We start from the raw sequence: 14,932 nt of genomic DNA on the forward strand, positions 1-14,932 counted from the left end.
AACACGATCTTCGGGGAAACGGTCCTCGCTCCGATGGTCTCGGTGAATCCCACGCCGATCCCGCTCGTTTCGGATACCGCGCCTAGGGATCAGGTGATCTCCATCGTGGCCACACGCTCCGGGAGCATGATCGTCGTCGAGTGGGAGACCGAAAGGGAGTTCTCCACGCAAGGGTTCGACGTGATCGGCAGCAAGAAAGGGGGAGGAGGAGGGATGGTCCTGAATCGCTCCTTGATTCCGGCCCAGGAAGGGACGTCGGGAGGCGGAGCCTCTTACTCGTTCAGCGTGGATCGCAACCGGCTGAAAGGCTCGGCCCTGATTTTCATCGACTTGGTGAAGCTGGACGGGACGCGCGTGCGCTTCGGACCCGCCAGCTTCTGAAACAGAGAGGGAATTCATCATGAAGAAGGCTTACGAGAAGCCCCTCGTCGACAGCGGGTTGAGGCCCGGGCCGTGCAGTGCTCCAAGAGCGCCGACACTTGCGGGTCGACGGGGCCGATCATCAACTGATTGATAGAGTCCGAGCAAGACCGAAGCACCGGCCCCGGAGCAGGTGGGCTGGTGTATCGAGCTGTTGAAGCTCGGCGGCAGCAAGGAGCGCTTCGACCCGCCGGCTCCTGACGCGGAGAGGGAAACGCAGGCGCATTTCCTCTTACAGCCCTGTTATAATGTTTCGCTTTTCAAACCCCTGATCAGCCAAAGGATCTGGAGGAACCGCGCGCCTTGTCGACGCAAGCAACATCGGAGCGGCCCGAAGCCGCAGGCATCCCCTGGATCGAATCGCTCACCTTGCTCCCGCTGGGAGCGGGGGCAAGCCTGACGCTTCTGGCTCTCCTCGGGCTGCTGGCACCCCTGGCAGGCACCACCATCCTCGGTCGATGCGCCATCCTCAGCGGCTTCCTCCTTTCGGTCTGGCTCGGAAGCCGGCTTTTCAGCGGCCGTCCGGTTATCCCGCTCCTGGCAACGGGCCTTTTCCTGCTTGCGGCCCCCTGGCTGGTCCCGCTCCTGAAGCCTCTCATCGCCCTGGCCGCACGGGCCGGCGAGCCTGCGATCGGCTATCTGTTCAGGACTCTGTTCTCGCTGCCGGCGCTGATCCTTCCCGGGGCCAGCCTGGGAGTCAGCCTCGGCCTCGCAGCCCTCTCGCCGCAGCGCTCCTGGCGTCATGCCGCCCTGCGGTGTGCCGCGCTGCTCGTCGGGGCCGCCTTCGGGGCGGTCCTGGGCGGGATGCAGATCCTGCCGAGGGCCGGAGACCTTGGCCTGGCGCTTTCGGGTGGGGGTTTTCTGCTGGTCGCCGGGCTGCTCGGCCTCCTGAGTCCCAAGTCCGCATTCGGGACCGCCGCCCTGACCGCGGGAGGTGGCCAGGCGCGAGATCCGGGCCTCATTCTCACGGGGACACTGGCGCTCGCCTGTCTGCTCTCCTGGGAGCGTTTCCTGTCCCAGATTCACGGCCCTTTCCCCGAGCTGCCGTTCCGGGTGCTGGCCCTTTTCCTCTCGTGTGCCGCAGCCGGCAGCATCGCGCTGTCGCTCTGGCCCGGGGCGTCTCCTTCGCCTTTTCGCATCCCGCTCCTCGCCTTGCTTTCCGGCATCGGAGTGGCACTGCCTTTGGCCTGGCTCGACCGCCTGCCGCTGCTCTATTTGAGTGTAGTGCGGAGCGCCCCGCTGGAATCTGCTTCTTTCGCGCTGAAAACCTGGGGGATCGGGGCGCTGCTCGTCGGACCGGCCGCGCTGGCGATGGGGGCCCTCCTGCCGATGCTCATCTGCCGGAGTGTCTCGGAAACCGCGCCCTCGGAGGGCGACAGCCCCTCGGCATCCCAATGGGTCGCGGCCCTGGCCGGAGGAGGCCTCCTCGGCGCCGCGGTGGCCGTTTTCTGGGGGCTTCCTCGCATCGGCTACGAGCGCTTCCTGTGCTCGCTGTCGGGATTCTTCCTCGGCTTTGCGGCGCTGGAGTTCGCCCGTGCCACGGCCGGCTTCCGGTGGGGCCGCATCGCCGGCATCCTGACCTGCTTCGGCGGGACCTTGCTGATCGCCTGGCGGCTCCCGGCCGCCAATCCCAAGCTCCTCAGCACGGCGGTCTACCGCTACGCTCCGGAGATTCAGAAGAAGTACTCGACTCCCGGTGGGTACCGCGACAAGCGCCTGCTCGCCGACATGCCCTTCTTCAGGGAAGGGGCCGAATCGACGGTGGCCGTGGAGAGCGTGCAGGCCGACAAAGACTCGATCCTGGCCGTCACTCTCGATGGCACCGTGGCGGGGACGACCTATTACGACCTGATCCCGCAGATCCTCGCGGCGGAGATTCCGCTGCTCCTCCATCCGTCGCCCGAGCGGGTCTTCCTGGCCGGCTATGGCACCGGCATCCCGGCGGGCTGCCTGCTGCTCCATTCTCTGCGTCAGCTGGATGTCGCCGAGATGGAGCCGGCGGTGATGGATGCGTCCCATCAATTCGAGCCGGCCAATCGCACGCCGCGCTCCGATTCCCGCCTGAAGCTTCTGCTCCAGGACCCGCGCCAGGCGCTTCTAGCTGCCGGTCCTTCGGCCTACGACGCCATCGTGGTGCGCCCCGGCGCCCCTGAAGCCGCCAACGCCCGTTTCCTCGTGACCCGCGAGTTTTATCAATTGGCCGCGTCGCGCCTGCGGCAGGGAGGCCTGATGGCGCAGGCCGTGCCGCTGCAAGGGCTCGGTCGCGCCGAGGTGGCTTCGCTCGTGAAGACGCTCTCGTCGGTCTTCAAGGACGTGGTGGTCATGCAGACCTACTATGAAGAGGCGCTTCTGCTGGCCTCCAACGAGCCGATCCGCTTCGACCTCGGAGTCATGTCCCGGATCCTGTCGGACGAGAAGATCCGCTCCGACCTGGCGCGCGTCGGCGTCGCCGACCCCGACTCGATCCTGATTCGCTACCGCCTCTCCGGGAAGGGAGCCGAGCTGTTCGCCCGCGAGGGACGCATCCTGACCGACCAGGGACCGCCGCTGGCCTGGAGCGCCTTCCGCGCCGGCGGGAATCCCAACCCGAGCGACATTCTCGAGGCGATGGACAAGACTTCGCTCGGACTGGCCGATCGGATCGAAGGGCTCGCGCAGGGGGCGGCGGGGAACGAGACCCTGGTGAAGACGGCGCGCCTGGCGCTGGTGGCGCACGATGCGGTACGCGCCGCCGATCTGGGCGAGGCGCTGGTGGCCCGAGGCGATGCCGCAGACGGACACCAGATCCTGGGAGACGCCTGCTACCTGCGGCAGGAGCAGATCATGGCGGTGGAGGAGTGGCACAAGGCCCTGCAAGCCGATCCGGCGCACGGCGCGACCTTGCAGAGCCTCGCCGCGTTCAATGCCGATCGCAGGAACTTCGCGGAGGCGGAGAGCTACCTCACGCAGGACCTGGCCGCCCATCCCAAGGACGCATCCGCCCTGTTCGCGCGCGGCCGTGCCCGCTTTCAGCTCAAGAAATACCGCGAGGCGGAATCCGACCTCGTGCAGGCGCTGGCCACGGCGGGCGAGAGCGAGGTCCCCATGTCGCTCTACTACCTCGGGATGATCCAGAAGGAAAAGGGGAACCTGACCGGCTCGGCCGAGCTGCTGCGGCGCTACCTCGAGTGGGGCTACGCCCAGGATCGGCTCACCCCGGTGGAGGCGGACGTCCATCTGGCGCTGGCCGAGGTCTACAAGGGGCTGAACCTTCCCGATCTCTCCGAGCAGCAGCGCCAGGCGGGGGAGACCCTGAAATCCCGCCTGAAGAAAGCCGCCAACGCGCAGCGCGACGCGATCGTCGATTACCTCAAGAAGCCGTGAAAGCCCGCCGCCCCAAGGAATCGATCGCCGAGCTCGAGCAGAAGCTGGGACACCGCTTCAAGAGCGCGGAATTCCTGCGCCGGGCACTTTCGCATTCCTCCTATGCCCACGAGATCATCATGGGGGGCGACGACAACGAGCCGCTGGAGTTCCTGGGCGACTCCCTCCTCGGGTTCCTGATCTCCGAGAAGCTGTTCGAGGTCTTCCCGGATCGCGACGAAGGTGACCTGTCGCGCTTCAAGGCTTCGCTGGTGAATGCCGATACGCTGGCGCTCAAGGCGCGCCGCCTCGACCTCGGGACGCACCTCCTGCTCGGCAAGACGGCCGAGCGCGTGGGGGCGCGTACCAAAGGGTCGCTTCTTTCGGATGCCTTCGAGGCGGTGCTGGCGGCGGTCTACCTCGACGGTGGAGTCGAGGCGGCACGGTCGGTGGTGGAACGGCTGTTCGCCTCGGACATCAAGGGGCTGACGCGGACCGGGCTGTCGCAGGAGCGCGACGCCAAGACGGCGCTGCAGGAGCTGCTGCAGGCGCGGGCGCGCGAGACGCCGCGCTACCAGATCCTCAAGGAGAGCGGTCCGGCGCACCGCCGCAATTTCCTGATCGGGCTGGTGATCGAGGGGAAGCTGGTGGCTCGCGGCCGGGGGCGTACCCGCAAGGCCGCCGAGCAGGCGGCGGCGCGCAAGGTTCTGCAGGCGGTGCGGGAGACGCAGGCCGAAGGCTGAAGCGACGGAGAACGCCTACTCGTCCTCGACCGGCGCGATGCCTCGCCCGGAAAGCTCCTGAATCAGCTCGCGAATCCGCTTGGCTTCGCGGTGGGAAGGCAAAGCCTCGATCGCCTTCTGGAAGTGATACAGCGCCTTTCCTTCCTCATGGTAGCCGTCCAGCATCACCAGCCCCACGCCGAAGTGATAGTCCGACTCCTCTGCCGGAATCATGCGCTTGCCGGCCGTCCGGGTGGAGCGCAGCTCGGACAGCGCTTCCGGGAAGCGTCCCTGATCGTAGAGCAGCCCGGCCAGGTCGTAGTGCAGGCCGAAATCCTCCGCCGCGATCAGCAATCCTCCGCGATAGGCTTTCTCCGCATCCTCGCTCTGCCCCAGATCGGCGTAGGCGCTCCCCAGCCGCCGCATGTAGGGAGGGAAGGGGACCAGCTTGGCCGCCTCTTCCATCTGCTTGATCCCGCGCCGCTGCAGCTCTTCTGCCTTGCCGCGGTCCGCGGGGGCCAGCTTCTTGCCCTGATCCACCCAGGAGGCGCCCAGCCCGAAGTGCAGACCTGCCCGTACCGCGGCGAAGTTCACTCCCTGGGCGATCCGCTCGCTCTCGACCTCCTGCCGCATGCGGGCCGGGTCCACTCCAAGCTCCGCCGCCGTGGCCTGGTCCATCGGCTCGTCTCCCAGAATCTGCAAGGCGACGAGGTACTCCTTCTCGGCGCGAAGGAAATCGCCCTGCGTGCGATAGGCGTCACCCAGGCTGAGCTTGCTCTGCACGGTGGGAAAAACTCCGCGGCCGCCCTGCGCGACGAAGTTCACCGCCACCCAGGACAGCACGAGGACGGCTCCCGACGCCAGGAAGATCGGGCGGCGGGAATAGTCGGCCCAGGGCGGAGGGATCACGGCCGCCGGCTCCTCTTCGGCTTTCGGCCGGTCCGAGAAGTAGCCGGACCACTTGCGGATCTCGTCTGCCAGCGCCGCCAGCGTCAGGCCGGCGAACAGGCAGAGGAACGGCACGATCGGCACGCGGAAACGCGAGAAGTTGAAGAACAGGAGGACCGTTCCCATGTAGCCGAAGAGGATCAGGTAGATCCAGACGAGCCGTCGCCCTTGCGGCAGGCTGAGGAGGATTCCCGCCAGTCCGAGCGGCGCGACCAGGTTGAAGGTCATGAAGCGCAGGGGGATGAAGAGAAGCATCCCGAGCAGCCCCAGGGGCGACAGAAGGACCTGGCGCACCTCGTAGTAGTTGTAGTTGTCGGGCAGCTCGTAGGCATTCCAGAAGACCATCAGCTTGCGCAGCTCGAGCTTCATCCAGGCCCCGGGGTTCGCGCCGATCCATTGCAGACCCTGCTTCAGCCAGAAGCTCGACGATTCGCCCGGCGTCAGCTTGCGGCCCGACAGCTCGCTGGCCTTGTCGATGAAATCGTCGTGCTCCTTTTCCGGGGTGGCGTGCACGAACGGTGGCGGCAGATACCGCCCGTTGGCGTCGGCATTGTTGCCGATGTAGAAGACCTCGCCGCCGCCCGTGGTCAACAGCGCGAATTCCTTGCCCACGGCGTAGTTTCGCGCCGTCACCGGCAGGATTCCCAGGGCGCCGCCCAGGGTGAACAGCAGGCAGGCTTTCAGCCGGTCTCCCAGGCGCAGCCCCGGAAATGCCAGGAAGAAGCCGGCGATGAGAAGCGGAAACAGCAGAACGAAGTTGTCGCGCACCAGGGAAGTCAGCGCAAAGACGAAGCCTGCCGCGACCAGGAGCTTGCGTTGCGTCCCTTCGGAGCGCAGGAGGAGATCGACCAGGTAAACCGTCAGGAAGGTCGAGAGGAAGGTCTTCATGACCATCCCCTCGTAGAACAGGAATGGGCCGTACACGGCGGTCAGGAGGCCCGCGAGGAAAGCCTCGCGCCGGCTGAACAGCCGCTCGGCGATGCGCACCACCAGCAGGCAGGTCCCCACTCCCATCAGAATCTGAAAAATCTGCAGGATGGGGAAGATGTGCCTTTCGCCGAGGACTTTCAGGAAGACCGCGACCAGATAGGCGTACAGCGGGCTCTGGACGAAGATCTTGTCGCCAATCCAGTGTCCCGCCGCGATCTCGCGCGCCCAGTTGAAATAGAAGAGTGGATCGAGCCGATCGGGAAGGTAGAACGACGAGCGCGACAGCCTCCAGAGATAAGCGGCACGGAGGATGAATCCGACTCCCGCGATGATGCCGATCCAGGCCCGGGGGTTCTGATCCAGCCACTGCCGGAACGATCGCCGCGGAGGCTCGGCGGAGACGGACGGTGGGGGCGTCGCCGACTCCTCGACCGGGGGCGGCGCCAGAAGCTCCTGCTCGCTCAATCGACCTCCTCCTTGGGAGCGGACATTATAACGTTTCGTTTCAATCCTTTCAGCAATGCCGCATGGCTTGGCTCCGGCAGCCGGGAGGGCACGCCACGGCCGTGTGGACGGCAGCCTCATGCTGGTATTGGGTCGGGGTTCAGGCGTCGGGGTCGACGGCCGCGCGGTGGCGGTCCAGCTCTTCGAAGTAGTCGGCCTTGACCAGGATCTCGCGCGGCTTGGCACCTTCGCCGGGTCCGACGATGCCGTCGCGCTCCATCATGTCGACGATCCGCGCGGCGCGCGCGTAGCCCAGCTTCAAGCGCCGCTGCAGGTGGGAAATCGAAGCCTGGCCGGTCTGCACCACCAGCCGGGAAGCCTGCTCGTACATCTCGTCCACCTCGTCGTCCAGCCCATCCTTCTTGCTCTCCGCCCCCTTGGTGACCGCCGGGTTGAACTCGGGCTTTCCCTGCTTGCGCAGGTAGGCGATGACCCGGTTCGACTCCATCTCGGTCAGGAGAGGAGAGTGCAGGCGGATCAGGCGCGACGAGCCGGGCGGCAGGAAGAGCATGTCGCCGTTGCCCAGCAGCTGCTCGGCGCCGTTGGAGTCCAGAATGGTGCGCGAGTCGACCTTCGAGGAGACCCGGAAGGCGATGCGCGAGGGGAAGTTCGCCTTGATGACGCCGGTGATGATGTCCACTGAGGGGCGCTGGGTCGAGAGGATCAAATGGATACCCACCGCGCGAGCCATCTGGGCGAGCCGGGTAATCGACTCTTCCACGTCGGCCGCCGCGGTCATCATCAGGTCGGCCAGCTCGTCGATCACCACGACGATGAACGGCAGCGGCTTGACCTCCTCGGTGCGCGAGGTGCCGTCGGCGTTGGCCACCGAGTGGGTCAGCGGCTTCCCCTCCTTGCGTGCCATCCCCAGCAGCGAGTTGAACTGGTCGATGTTGCGCACGCCGCACTCCGCCAGCGAGCGGTAGCGCCGCTCCATCTCCAGGGTCGCCCATTTCAACGCGTTGGACGCCTGCTTCGGCTCGGTCACCACCGGCGTCAGCAGATGGGGGATCTGATCGTAGATCCCGAGCTCGAGCCGCTTGGTGTCGATGAAGATGAACTTCACCTCCTCGGGGCCCGCTTTGTAGAGAATGCTGGTAATCATGGCGTTCAGCCCGACGCTCTTCCCCGCGCCGGTGGCGCCGGCAATCAGCAGGTGCGGCATCTTCGCCAGATCGGTGATGAACGGCTCGCCATGGATCTTCTTGCCGAGGGCCAGGGTCAGCTTGCCCCCCGAGCCGGTGTACTTCTCGGAGCCGAGCAGCTCGCGCAGCGCGATCACCTCGCGGTGCTTGTTGGGGACCTCGATGCCGACGGTCGACTTCCCTGAGATCCGGTCGATGCGGGCCGATTCGGCCTGGATGGCGAGGCAGAGGTCGTCCGACAGCGACGTGATCTTGCTGTACTTGACTCCCGCGTCGGGCTTGAACTCGAAGGTGGTAACGACCGGTCCCGGATGGATCTGCACCACCTGTCCTTCGACCTGGAACTCGCGGAACTTGGAGGCGATCAGCTTCGCCGTCTCCATCAGCTCCTTGTCGTCGACCCCCTGCTCCTCCTTCGCCTCGGTCAGCAGCGACAGGGGAGGGGGAACGTAGCCGGCGAGGTCACCCACGAACGGAAACGAGGGCTGGGCGGAGGGCTTCCTGGTCTCGGGCTTCGGCTCCGTCTTCTTCGTCTCGAGGGCCGGCGGCGCGGAAGCCGGCCGGGGCTCGGGCGACCCATCCCCGGACTTCACCTCGGCGGCCGGAGCCGTCTTGCGCGCCGGCTCCTCCTTGTTCATGCGCGCGTGCTTCTGAATCATCGCCGTGCGCAGCGCCTCGCGGCGCTTCGCCTCCCGCTGGCGCACGTAGGCCACCAGGAACCGGCTGCTGGTCTCGTGCGTGAGCTTCTTCACCCGCGCGATCAGGCCGGCCAGCGACATGCGCGTCGCCATCAGGATGCCGACCCCGATGAACATCAGGCAGAAAAGCGCCGTTCCCGCGGTCCCCAGGTTGAGCTTGAGATACGTGGACAACAGGTCCCCGAGCCAGCCACCGGCGTTGTAGGGCGATCCGCCGATCCGCCGCTCCCCGAGCAGCAGGGCGAACAGGGAAGCGGAAGAGAGGACCACCAGGAAGGTGCCGGCGACGCGGAACGGACGGTGATCCCCCGGACGGTTCCAGAACTTCTTCCATCCCGACCAGCCGAGCAGGAGCGGCAGCAGGTAGGCGCAAAAGCCGAGGAACTGCAGCGCCCCCTCGGAGAGATTGGCGCCGAAGCTCCCCACCAGGTTGCGGGTGGGGCGCTGGTCGTGTCCCGGTCCGAAGAAGGTGCCGTCGGACGGCGTATGGCTCAGGAGGCTCAGCAGGAGCAGCGCCGAGCCGACCAGCAGAATGATTCCCCAGGCCTCGGTGAACAGGCGGCTGGCGAACACCGCCACCCAGTCGATGCGCGGCTTGCGGCGCGACTCTTTCTTCTTCAGCTTGCGGGTCTTGGCCATCAGATCTCGATCACCATCGGGATGATCATGGGGCGCCGGCCCGTCTCCTTGCGGAAGAAGCGCTTCAAATCGGCCTGGATTTTCGCATGGATCACGTGCGTGTCGCCGCGCTCTTCCATGGTCGAGGCGGCAATGGTGCTGCGCACGACGTCGGACGCCCGCTCCAGAAGCTGATTCTCTTCCTCCTCCAGGACGAAGCCGCGGCTGACGATTTCCGGGGCCGTCTCGACCTCGCCGGTGGCCTTGTTGATCAGGACGACGGCGGTGACGATACCGTCCTCCGAAAGGTGCCGGCGGTCGCGGATCAGAACCTCCTCGACCTCTTCGAGCGTGGTGTCGATGAAGACGCGGCCGGTGGGAATCTTCTCGCCGCGGCTCACCGCGTCGGGCTTGAGCTGCAGCCGGTCGCCGTTCTCCACCAGCAGGATCCTCTCCGGCGGTATGCCCGATTCCTCGGCCAGCCGCGCATGCCGGTGCAGCTGGCGGTACTCGCCATGGATCGGGATGAAGAACTTGGGGCGGGTGAGGTTGAGCATGATCTTCAGCTCTTCCTGGCTGCCGTGGCCGGAGACATGTATCCCGGGAGCCGATTCCTCCAGCAGCACCTCGGCGCCGCGCTTGAGCAGATGGTTGACGACCCGCGAGATCCCTTTCTCGTTGCCGGGAATGGCGCGTGCCGAGAAGATCACCTGGTCGCCGGGACCGATCTTCACCTCCTTGTGCTCGTCCAGCGCGATGCGCGACAAGGCCGACATCGGCTCTCCCTGGCTTCCCGTGACGATCAGGATCAGCCGCTCGGGAGAGATGCGGGCCACCGACTTCGGCTCGACCAGGATCCCCGCGGGAACGTTGAGATAGCCGAGGCGCTCCGCGACCTTGGTGTTCTGCAGGAGGCTGCGGCCGACCAGGCAGACGCGCTTCTTGTTGGCGGCTGCGATGTCGAGGATCTGCTGGATGCGATGGATGTGGCTGGCGAAGGTGGTGACCAGGACGCGGTGCTCCGCCCGGCGCAGGATCGGCTCCAGCGCCTCGCCGACACGCCGCTCCGAGGGGGTGAATCCCTCGCGCTCGGCATTGGTGGAATCTCCCAGAAGCGCCAGCACCCCTTCGTCGCCGAACTGCCCCAGACGCGGGAAATCGAACAGGCATCCGTCCACGGGGGACTGATCGATCTTGAAGTCGGCCGTATGGATCACCACGCCCACCGGGGTGCGCAGCGCCAGGGCCAGCGACGCGGGAATGCTGTGCGTCACCTGCAGGAATTCCACCTGGAACGGCCCGATCTGCGCCACCTCGCGCGCCTTCACGGGGCGCATGTCGGCGCGCGCGTCGAGCTGGTGCTCGGCCAGCTTCGCCTGCACCAGCCCCAGCGTGAAATCCGTTCCGTACAGCGGCGCCTTCAGCGCCTCGTAGAGATAGGGGACCGCACCGATGTGGTCCTCGTGGCCGTGCGTCAGGACGATGCCGCGCACCTTGATCTTCGATTCGACCAGGTACTGGATGTCGGGAATGACGAAGTCGACCCCGAGGAACTCGTCTTCCGGGAACATCAGCCCGGCGTCGACGATGAGGCTCTCCTCGCCGCAGCGGAACAGGGTGCAGTTGAGACCGAACTCCCCGCATCCTCCCAGGAAGGAGATCTCAAGGTGCGAGCTTCGGTTGCGTGTACGACTGTTGTTTTCCGTGGAGTTCATCCGGCCGATAGAGGAGCCGTCAAGGATGACCGGGGAGAAATCGCCCGGCGGGCGCGGCGGATTATATCAAAGGTGGCCGGGCTTTCCCGAGGCTCCCTTTTCGGCGGCGCCTGCCAGCCGGCGGGACAGGTCCAGGTAGGCGTCGAGAGGGATCTTCTCCGGGCGCTCTTCCGACGGGATCCCGGCCTCCGCCAGCGCCGCCTGCGCCCGCTCGACCGTCCAGCGCAGGCCGCCCGCCAGGGTGTTGCGCAGCATCTTGCGGCGCGCCGAGAAGGCGGCCTTGACCACGCGCTCGAAGGATTCGGCATGCTCCGTCGAGCAGAACATCCCGGATCGCGGCGCGAAGTGCAGGAGCGTGGAATGGACGCGCGGCGGAGGGGAGAAGCTTCCGGGCGGGAGATCCATCAGGCGCCGCGGCACCGCCCGAGAGGCGCACAGCAGGGTCATGACCCCGAACAATCGGCTTCCAGGAGAGGCAAGGATTCGATCGGCGACCTCCCGCTGCACCATCAAGGTCCAGTCGCGGAAGAGATCCGGGCGGGCAAGCAGCCGGAGGATCGCCGGCGAGGCCACCGAGTAGGGAAGATTTCCGACCACCCGCACGCCGGTGCCGGCAGGAAGCCATCCCGCCAGAAGCGTGTCGAAATCGGCCTTCAGGACATCTCCGTCCGCCACCTGCAGCCCGGAGTGGGCGGCACCCTGTTGGCGCAGCCGCCGCGCCAGGCTCGCGTCGAGCTCCAGCGCCAGAACGCGGCTCCCGGCCGCCAGCAGCGGAAAGGTCAAAGCACCACGCCCGGGACCGATTTCCAAGATTGCCTCATCCCGGACGGGGCCGATCCCCTCGATCACCCGGAGGATGGCCCCCGGGCTCGTCAGGAAATGCTGCCCCAGCTTCCGGCGCCGCGCCGCGGGGGCGCCATGCCACGAATCCTTATGCATCGGTCCTGCATCTCAAAGGTTCTCCGGGCCCGCGCTGTGCTCTTACGCGCGTCGGTCGCGGGTTTGCCGCTGTCTTGCAGGGTATGATATAAGCTCGCGTCCTTTTCTGGGAGAGCGCATGGCGATTCAGGATGTTCTGGTATTGGATGGAAAGAACTTCGACGAGGAGCTGGGCCGCAAGGGGAGCGGTACTCTTCTGGTCGATTTCTGGGCGGAATGGTGCGGTCCCTGCCGCCTCATGGGCCCGATCGTCGACAAGCTGGCGGTCCGTTTCAAAGGAAAGGCCCGGGTCGGCAAGGTCGACGTGGATCAGAACCAGACCCTTGCCGCCCGTTACGGCGTCATGAGCATTCCGACCCTGCTCCTGTTCAAGGACGGCAACCTGGTGGAGCAGATCGTGGGGACGACTTCCGAGGACAACCTGGCGAAGCTGATCGAGCGCCATAACGCCTGAAGCGGAGCTTGTGCGGCGGCTTCAGCGCACGCGGGCCAGACTCGGAAGATCCGGCACCATCGCGATGCCGCCGTCGGCCATGAGCGCCATGCCGGCCATCTGTCCTCCGTTTCCCGAATCCTTCAAGGGCCGCACCACCACGTCGGTCTCTCCGAGCAGGGCGTCCATCGCCAGCGCGTAGCGCTGCGGTCCCACCCGATAGACGAGTCCCGGGAAGCCGCTGCGCGCCGGACCGTCGGCGAGCGTCCAGGGAATCCTCGGAAACCGGACCAGAGGGACTCTTTCGCCCCCATCCTCCTGCCAGAAAGTACGCCCTTCACTCACCCGGATTCCGGAAGCGGGAAGATCCACGGCGCGCTCCACGCTCGCCACCGGAATGGCGAAGAGCTGCCGTCCCGCCTGGCACAGATAGGAGCGCACGAGGCTGACGCCCGCCGGCAGTAGGATCTCGATCTTGCGCTCGGTTTCGCCCGCCACCGCCGAAGCCGTCCCTCCCATACGCGCCAGCCGCTCCAGCAGGACGGCGTCCAGATCGCCTTCTTCGGAGGATTCCGGTGATGCCGGCAGATGGAGCTGCAGGACCAGTCGAGCTCCGCTGCGCGACACCGCGAGGTAGAGCTCCTGAGCCTCGCTGCGGCCCAGCTGCCGGAGGATGTCGGCGCGTCCCACCTCGGAAAGGACCACACGCGGCAGCCACCATTCCATCAAAGCCGCAATCTCCTCCAGCACGGCGAGGTCCAGCCGCGTCTCTCCACCCAGAAGCTTCAGGGATGCGCTGCGCCCTGCCCGCCGCCCCGACTCCTGTACGGCGCGGCCCAGGCGGGAGGCAATTCGATCGAAGGAGACGAGACGGGCCGCGAGGATCTCGGAGCGCATCCGCGCGATGCCGCGCTCGAAGCGGCGCAGCGTCGCTTCCACGGGGAGTGGAGCTTCGCCCCCCGCCGCCGCGAGGCAGTGCCGGGCAATCTCCTGGCGGTCGGCGGCCATCTGGTCCAGGTGATCGAGCAGGCGATCCAGCAGATGGGCTTTGATGCGCAGCGATCCGGCCAGGCGCGGCGCCCCCGGCAGGGCGAAGCGCTCCGGCTCGTCCTCGACCGACGGGGCGCTCCGGATCTCCACCTCGGCCACGCCCCACAAGCGCCCCAGCCAGCCGCGCACCGATTCTTCCTCGAGGCGGGTCGCCAGCAGCGCTTCCAGAATCAGGGAAGGCGCGAGCAGAGGCGCCTCCTCCTCGAGGTGGACCGCCGCCGGGTCGAGAAGCTTCAGATGTCCGAAGAGCGCGCGGCGGCGCGCCCGCGGCAGAGGAGCTTCCGGATCGATGGACAGCCTGACGTAAAGCGAGTGGAGAGGGGCCGCCTCGTCGGCGGCCGGCAGCGGCGGCGGGAGAGCCAGGGTCCGGAGGAGATCCTCGGAGGCGAAGGGCTTCATGATGAAATCGGCCGCGCCCGCCTCCAGCCCGTTCAGGACGCCTCCTTCCTGATCGGCCGAGGCGGCGAGGACGATCCGGCAGGGCGGCTCGCCGCCGGCGATGGCGCGCGCCAGCTCGACGCCATCCAGGCCAGGCATGATGAGGTCGGAGATGATCAGATCGGGGTGCAGCTCGGGGGCAAGCGTCAGGGCGGCGACGCCATCGGAAGCTTCCGCCACGATCCGGTAGGCGCCGCTGCGCTCCAGGATTTCCCGCAGCATCGACCGGACGAAAGCGGCGTCGTCCACCAGCAGCACGGTGCGCGGCATCGAGGTCTCGCGTCAAGGAAAGCGAAGAGAGCCGAACTCGACGGCGGGGATTATGAGGCGGGGCCGGAGCGCTGTCAATGATTCCTTGGAAAGTTGCACTCGGAGCGAATTTCCCAGCGATGCAGCCGCCGGCGCGGATACAATGCAATGCCTCGCCTTGGGGAGGATTGCCGTGCTGCGCAGAACAGCCGACCGGAAGCGGGCCCTTGCCGGAACGATCCGCCTGCACGGGGAAATCGAAGGACCTCGCCCGAGCGCCTGGGAAGCGGTCTATGCCGCGGCCCGCAGGATTCCGCGCGGGCGGGTCATGACCTACGGCCAGATTGCCACCCTGCTCGGCAGCCGCCTTTCGCCGCGCGCCGTCGGCTGGGCGATGCACGGCTGCCCGCGCGGCGTCCCCTGGCACCGGGTCGTCAACGCCTCGGGCGGATGCTCGACCGAGAGGCTGTCGCATCTCCCGCCAGGCTTGCAGCGCGCTCTGCTGGCCGCGGAAGGGGTGATTTTCCGCAAGAACGGCACGCTCGATCTGGCCGACTACCGGTGGAACCCCGTCCCCGGGAGAGCCACCGGGAAATCGACCGGCCCTGAAACGCTCCGCCCCCGAAAACCGGCTGGGCGCCCGCGGCGTCCGAGTCGCTGAACCGCCGCGACAACCTTGACCTCCTCCCCGCGGGGGGAGGACAATCGCCTCATTTCCGGCCCGTGGGGGGCCGGCTATCGTTCCAGCGTCACCGTTCCAAAGTCAGGAAAAGCGGCGGAG

Annotated in this window: 10 protein-coding genes; 5 read left to right on the forward strand and 5 right to left on the reverse strand. The window is 66.8% G+C overall.

What is annotated here, in order from left to right:
- The 3 genes from VFW45_10310 to rnc all read left to right on the forward strand — a co-directional run.
- The coding region (locus VFW45_10310; GenBank protein HEU5181178.1) for a hypothetical protein at positions 1-381 on the forward strand (381 nt) is incomplete at its 5' end.
- A gap of 342 nt (positions 382-723) precedes the next feature.
- Complete coding sequence (locus tag VFW45_10315) at positions 724-3,783, forward strand: tetratricopeptide repeat protein (protein HEU5181179.1); 3,060 nt, start codon at positions 724-726, stop codon at positions 3,781-3,783.
- Entirely contained in the window at positions 3,780-4,505 is a 726-nt protein-coding gene (rnc, locus tag VFW45_10320; protein HEU5181180.1) for a ribonuclease III, read from the forward strand. The genes VFW45_10315 and rnc overlap by 4 nt, the downstream gene beginning before the upstream one ends.
- Before the next feature lie 15 nt (positions 4,506-4,520).
- On the opposite strand, the gene VFW45_10325 is transcribed toward rnc, so the two are convergent.
- The 4 genes from VFW45_10325 to rsmA form a co-directional block, all read right to left on the reverse strand.
- Positions 4,521-6,827: a glycosyltransferase family 39 protein gene (locus VFW45_10325; protein ID HEU5181181.1), complete on the reverse strand. Its 2,307-nt coding sequence runs from the start codon at positions 6,825-6,827 to the stop codon at positions 4,521-4,523.
- Between the two features lie 139 nt (positions 6,828-6,966).
- Entirely contained in the window at positions 6,967-9,348 is a 2,382-nt protein-coding gene (locus VFW45_10330; protein HEU5181182.1) for a DNA translocase FtsK 4TM domain-containing protein, read from the reverse strand.
- A complete protein-coding gene (locus tag VFW45_10335) occupies positions 9,348-11,042 on the reverse strand; it encodes a ribonuclease J (protein ID HEU5181183.1) in 1,695 nt (564 codons plus the stop codon). The genes VFW45_10330 and VFW45_10335 overlap by 1 nt, the downstream gene beginning before the upstream one ends.
- Before the next feature lie 66 nt (positions 11,043-11,108).
- The gene (rsmA, locus tag VFW45_10340) at positions 11,109-11,981 is read right to left on the reverse strand and encodes a 16S rRNA (adenine(1518)-N(6)/adenine(1519)-N(6))-dimethyltransferase RsmA (GenBank protein ID HEU5181184.1); all 873 of its coding nucleotides are present in this window, start codon (positions 11,979-11,981) and stop codon (positions 11,109-11,111) included.
- 118 nt (positions 11,982-12,099) lie between these two features.
- Here rsmA and trxA point away from each other — a divergent pair, with 118 nt between their 5' ends.
- A complete protein-coding gene (gene trxA / locus VFW45_10345; protein HEU5181185.1) occupies positions 12,100-12,435 on the forward strand; it encodes a thioredoxin in 336 nt (111 codons plus the stop codon).
- Positions 12,436-12,456: 21 nt separating this feature from the next.
- Here trxA and VFW45_10350 read toward each other — a convergent pair whose 3' ends face one another.
- A complete protein-coding gene (locus tag VFW45_10350) occupies positions 12,457-14,172 on the reverse strand; it encodes a response regulator (GenBank protein ID HEU5181186.1) in 1,716 nt (571 codons plus the stop codon).
- Positions 14,173-14,344: 172 nt separating this feature from the next.
- On the opposite strand from VFW45_10350, the gene VFW45_10355 reads away from it, so the two are divergent.
- Positions 14,345-14,812 carry an MGMT family protein gene (locus VFW45_10355; GenBank protein ID HEU5181187.1) on the forward strand — a complete coding sequence of 156 codons (468 nt, stop codon included), beginning with the start codon at positions 14,345-14,347 and terminating at the stop codon, positions 14,810-14,812.
- The last annotated feature ends 120 nt before the right edge of the window (positions 14,813-14,932 follow it).

It is taken from the genome of Candidatus Polarisedimenticolia bacterium (assembly GCA_035764505.1).
Lineage (GTDB): Bacteria > Acidobacteriota > Polarisedimenticolia > Gp22-AA2 > AA152 > AA152.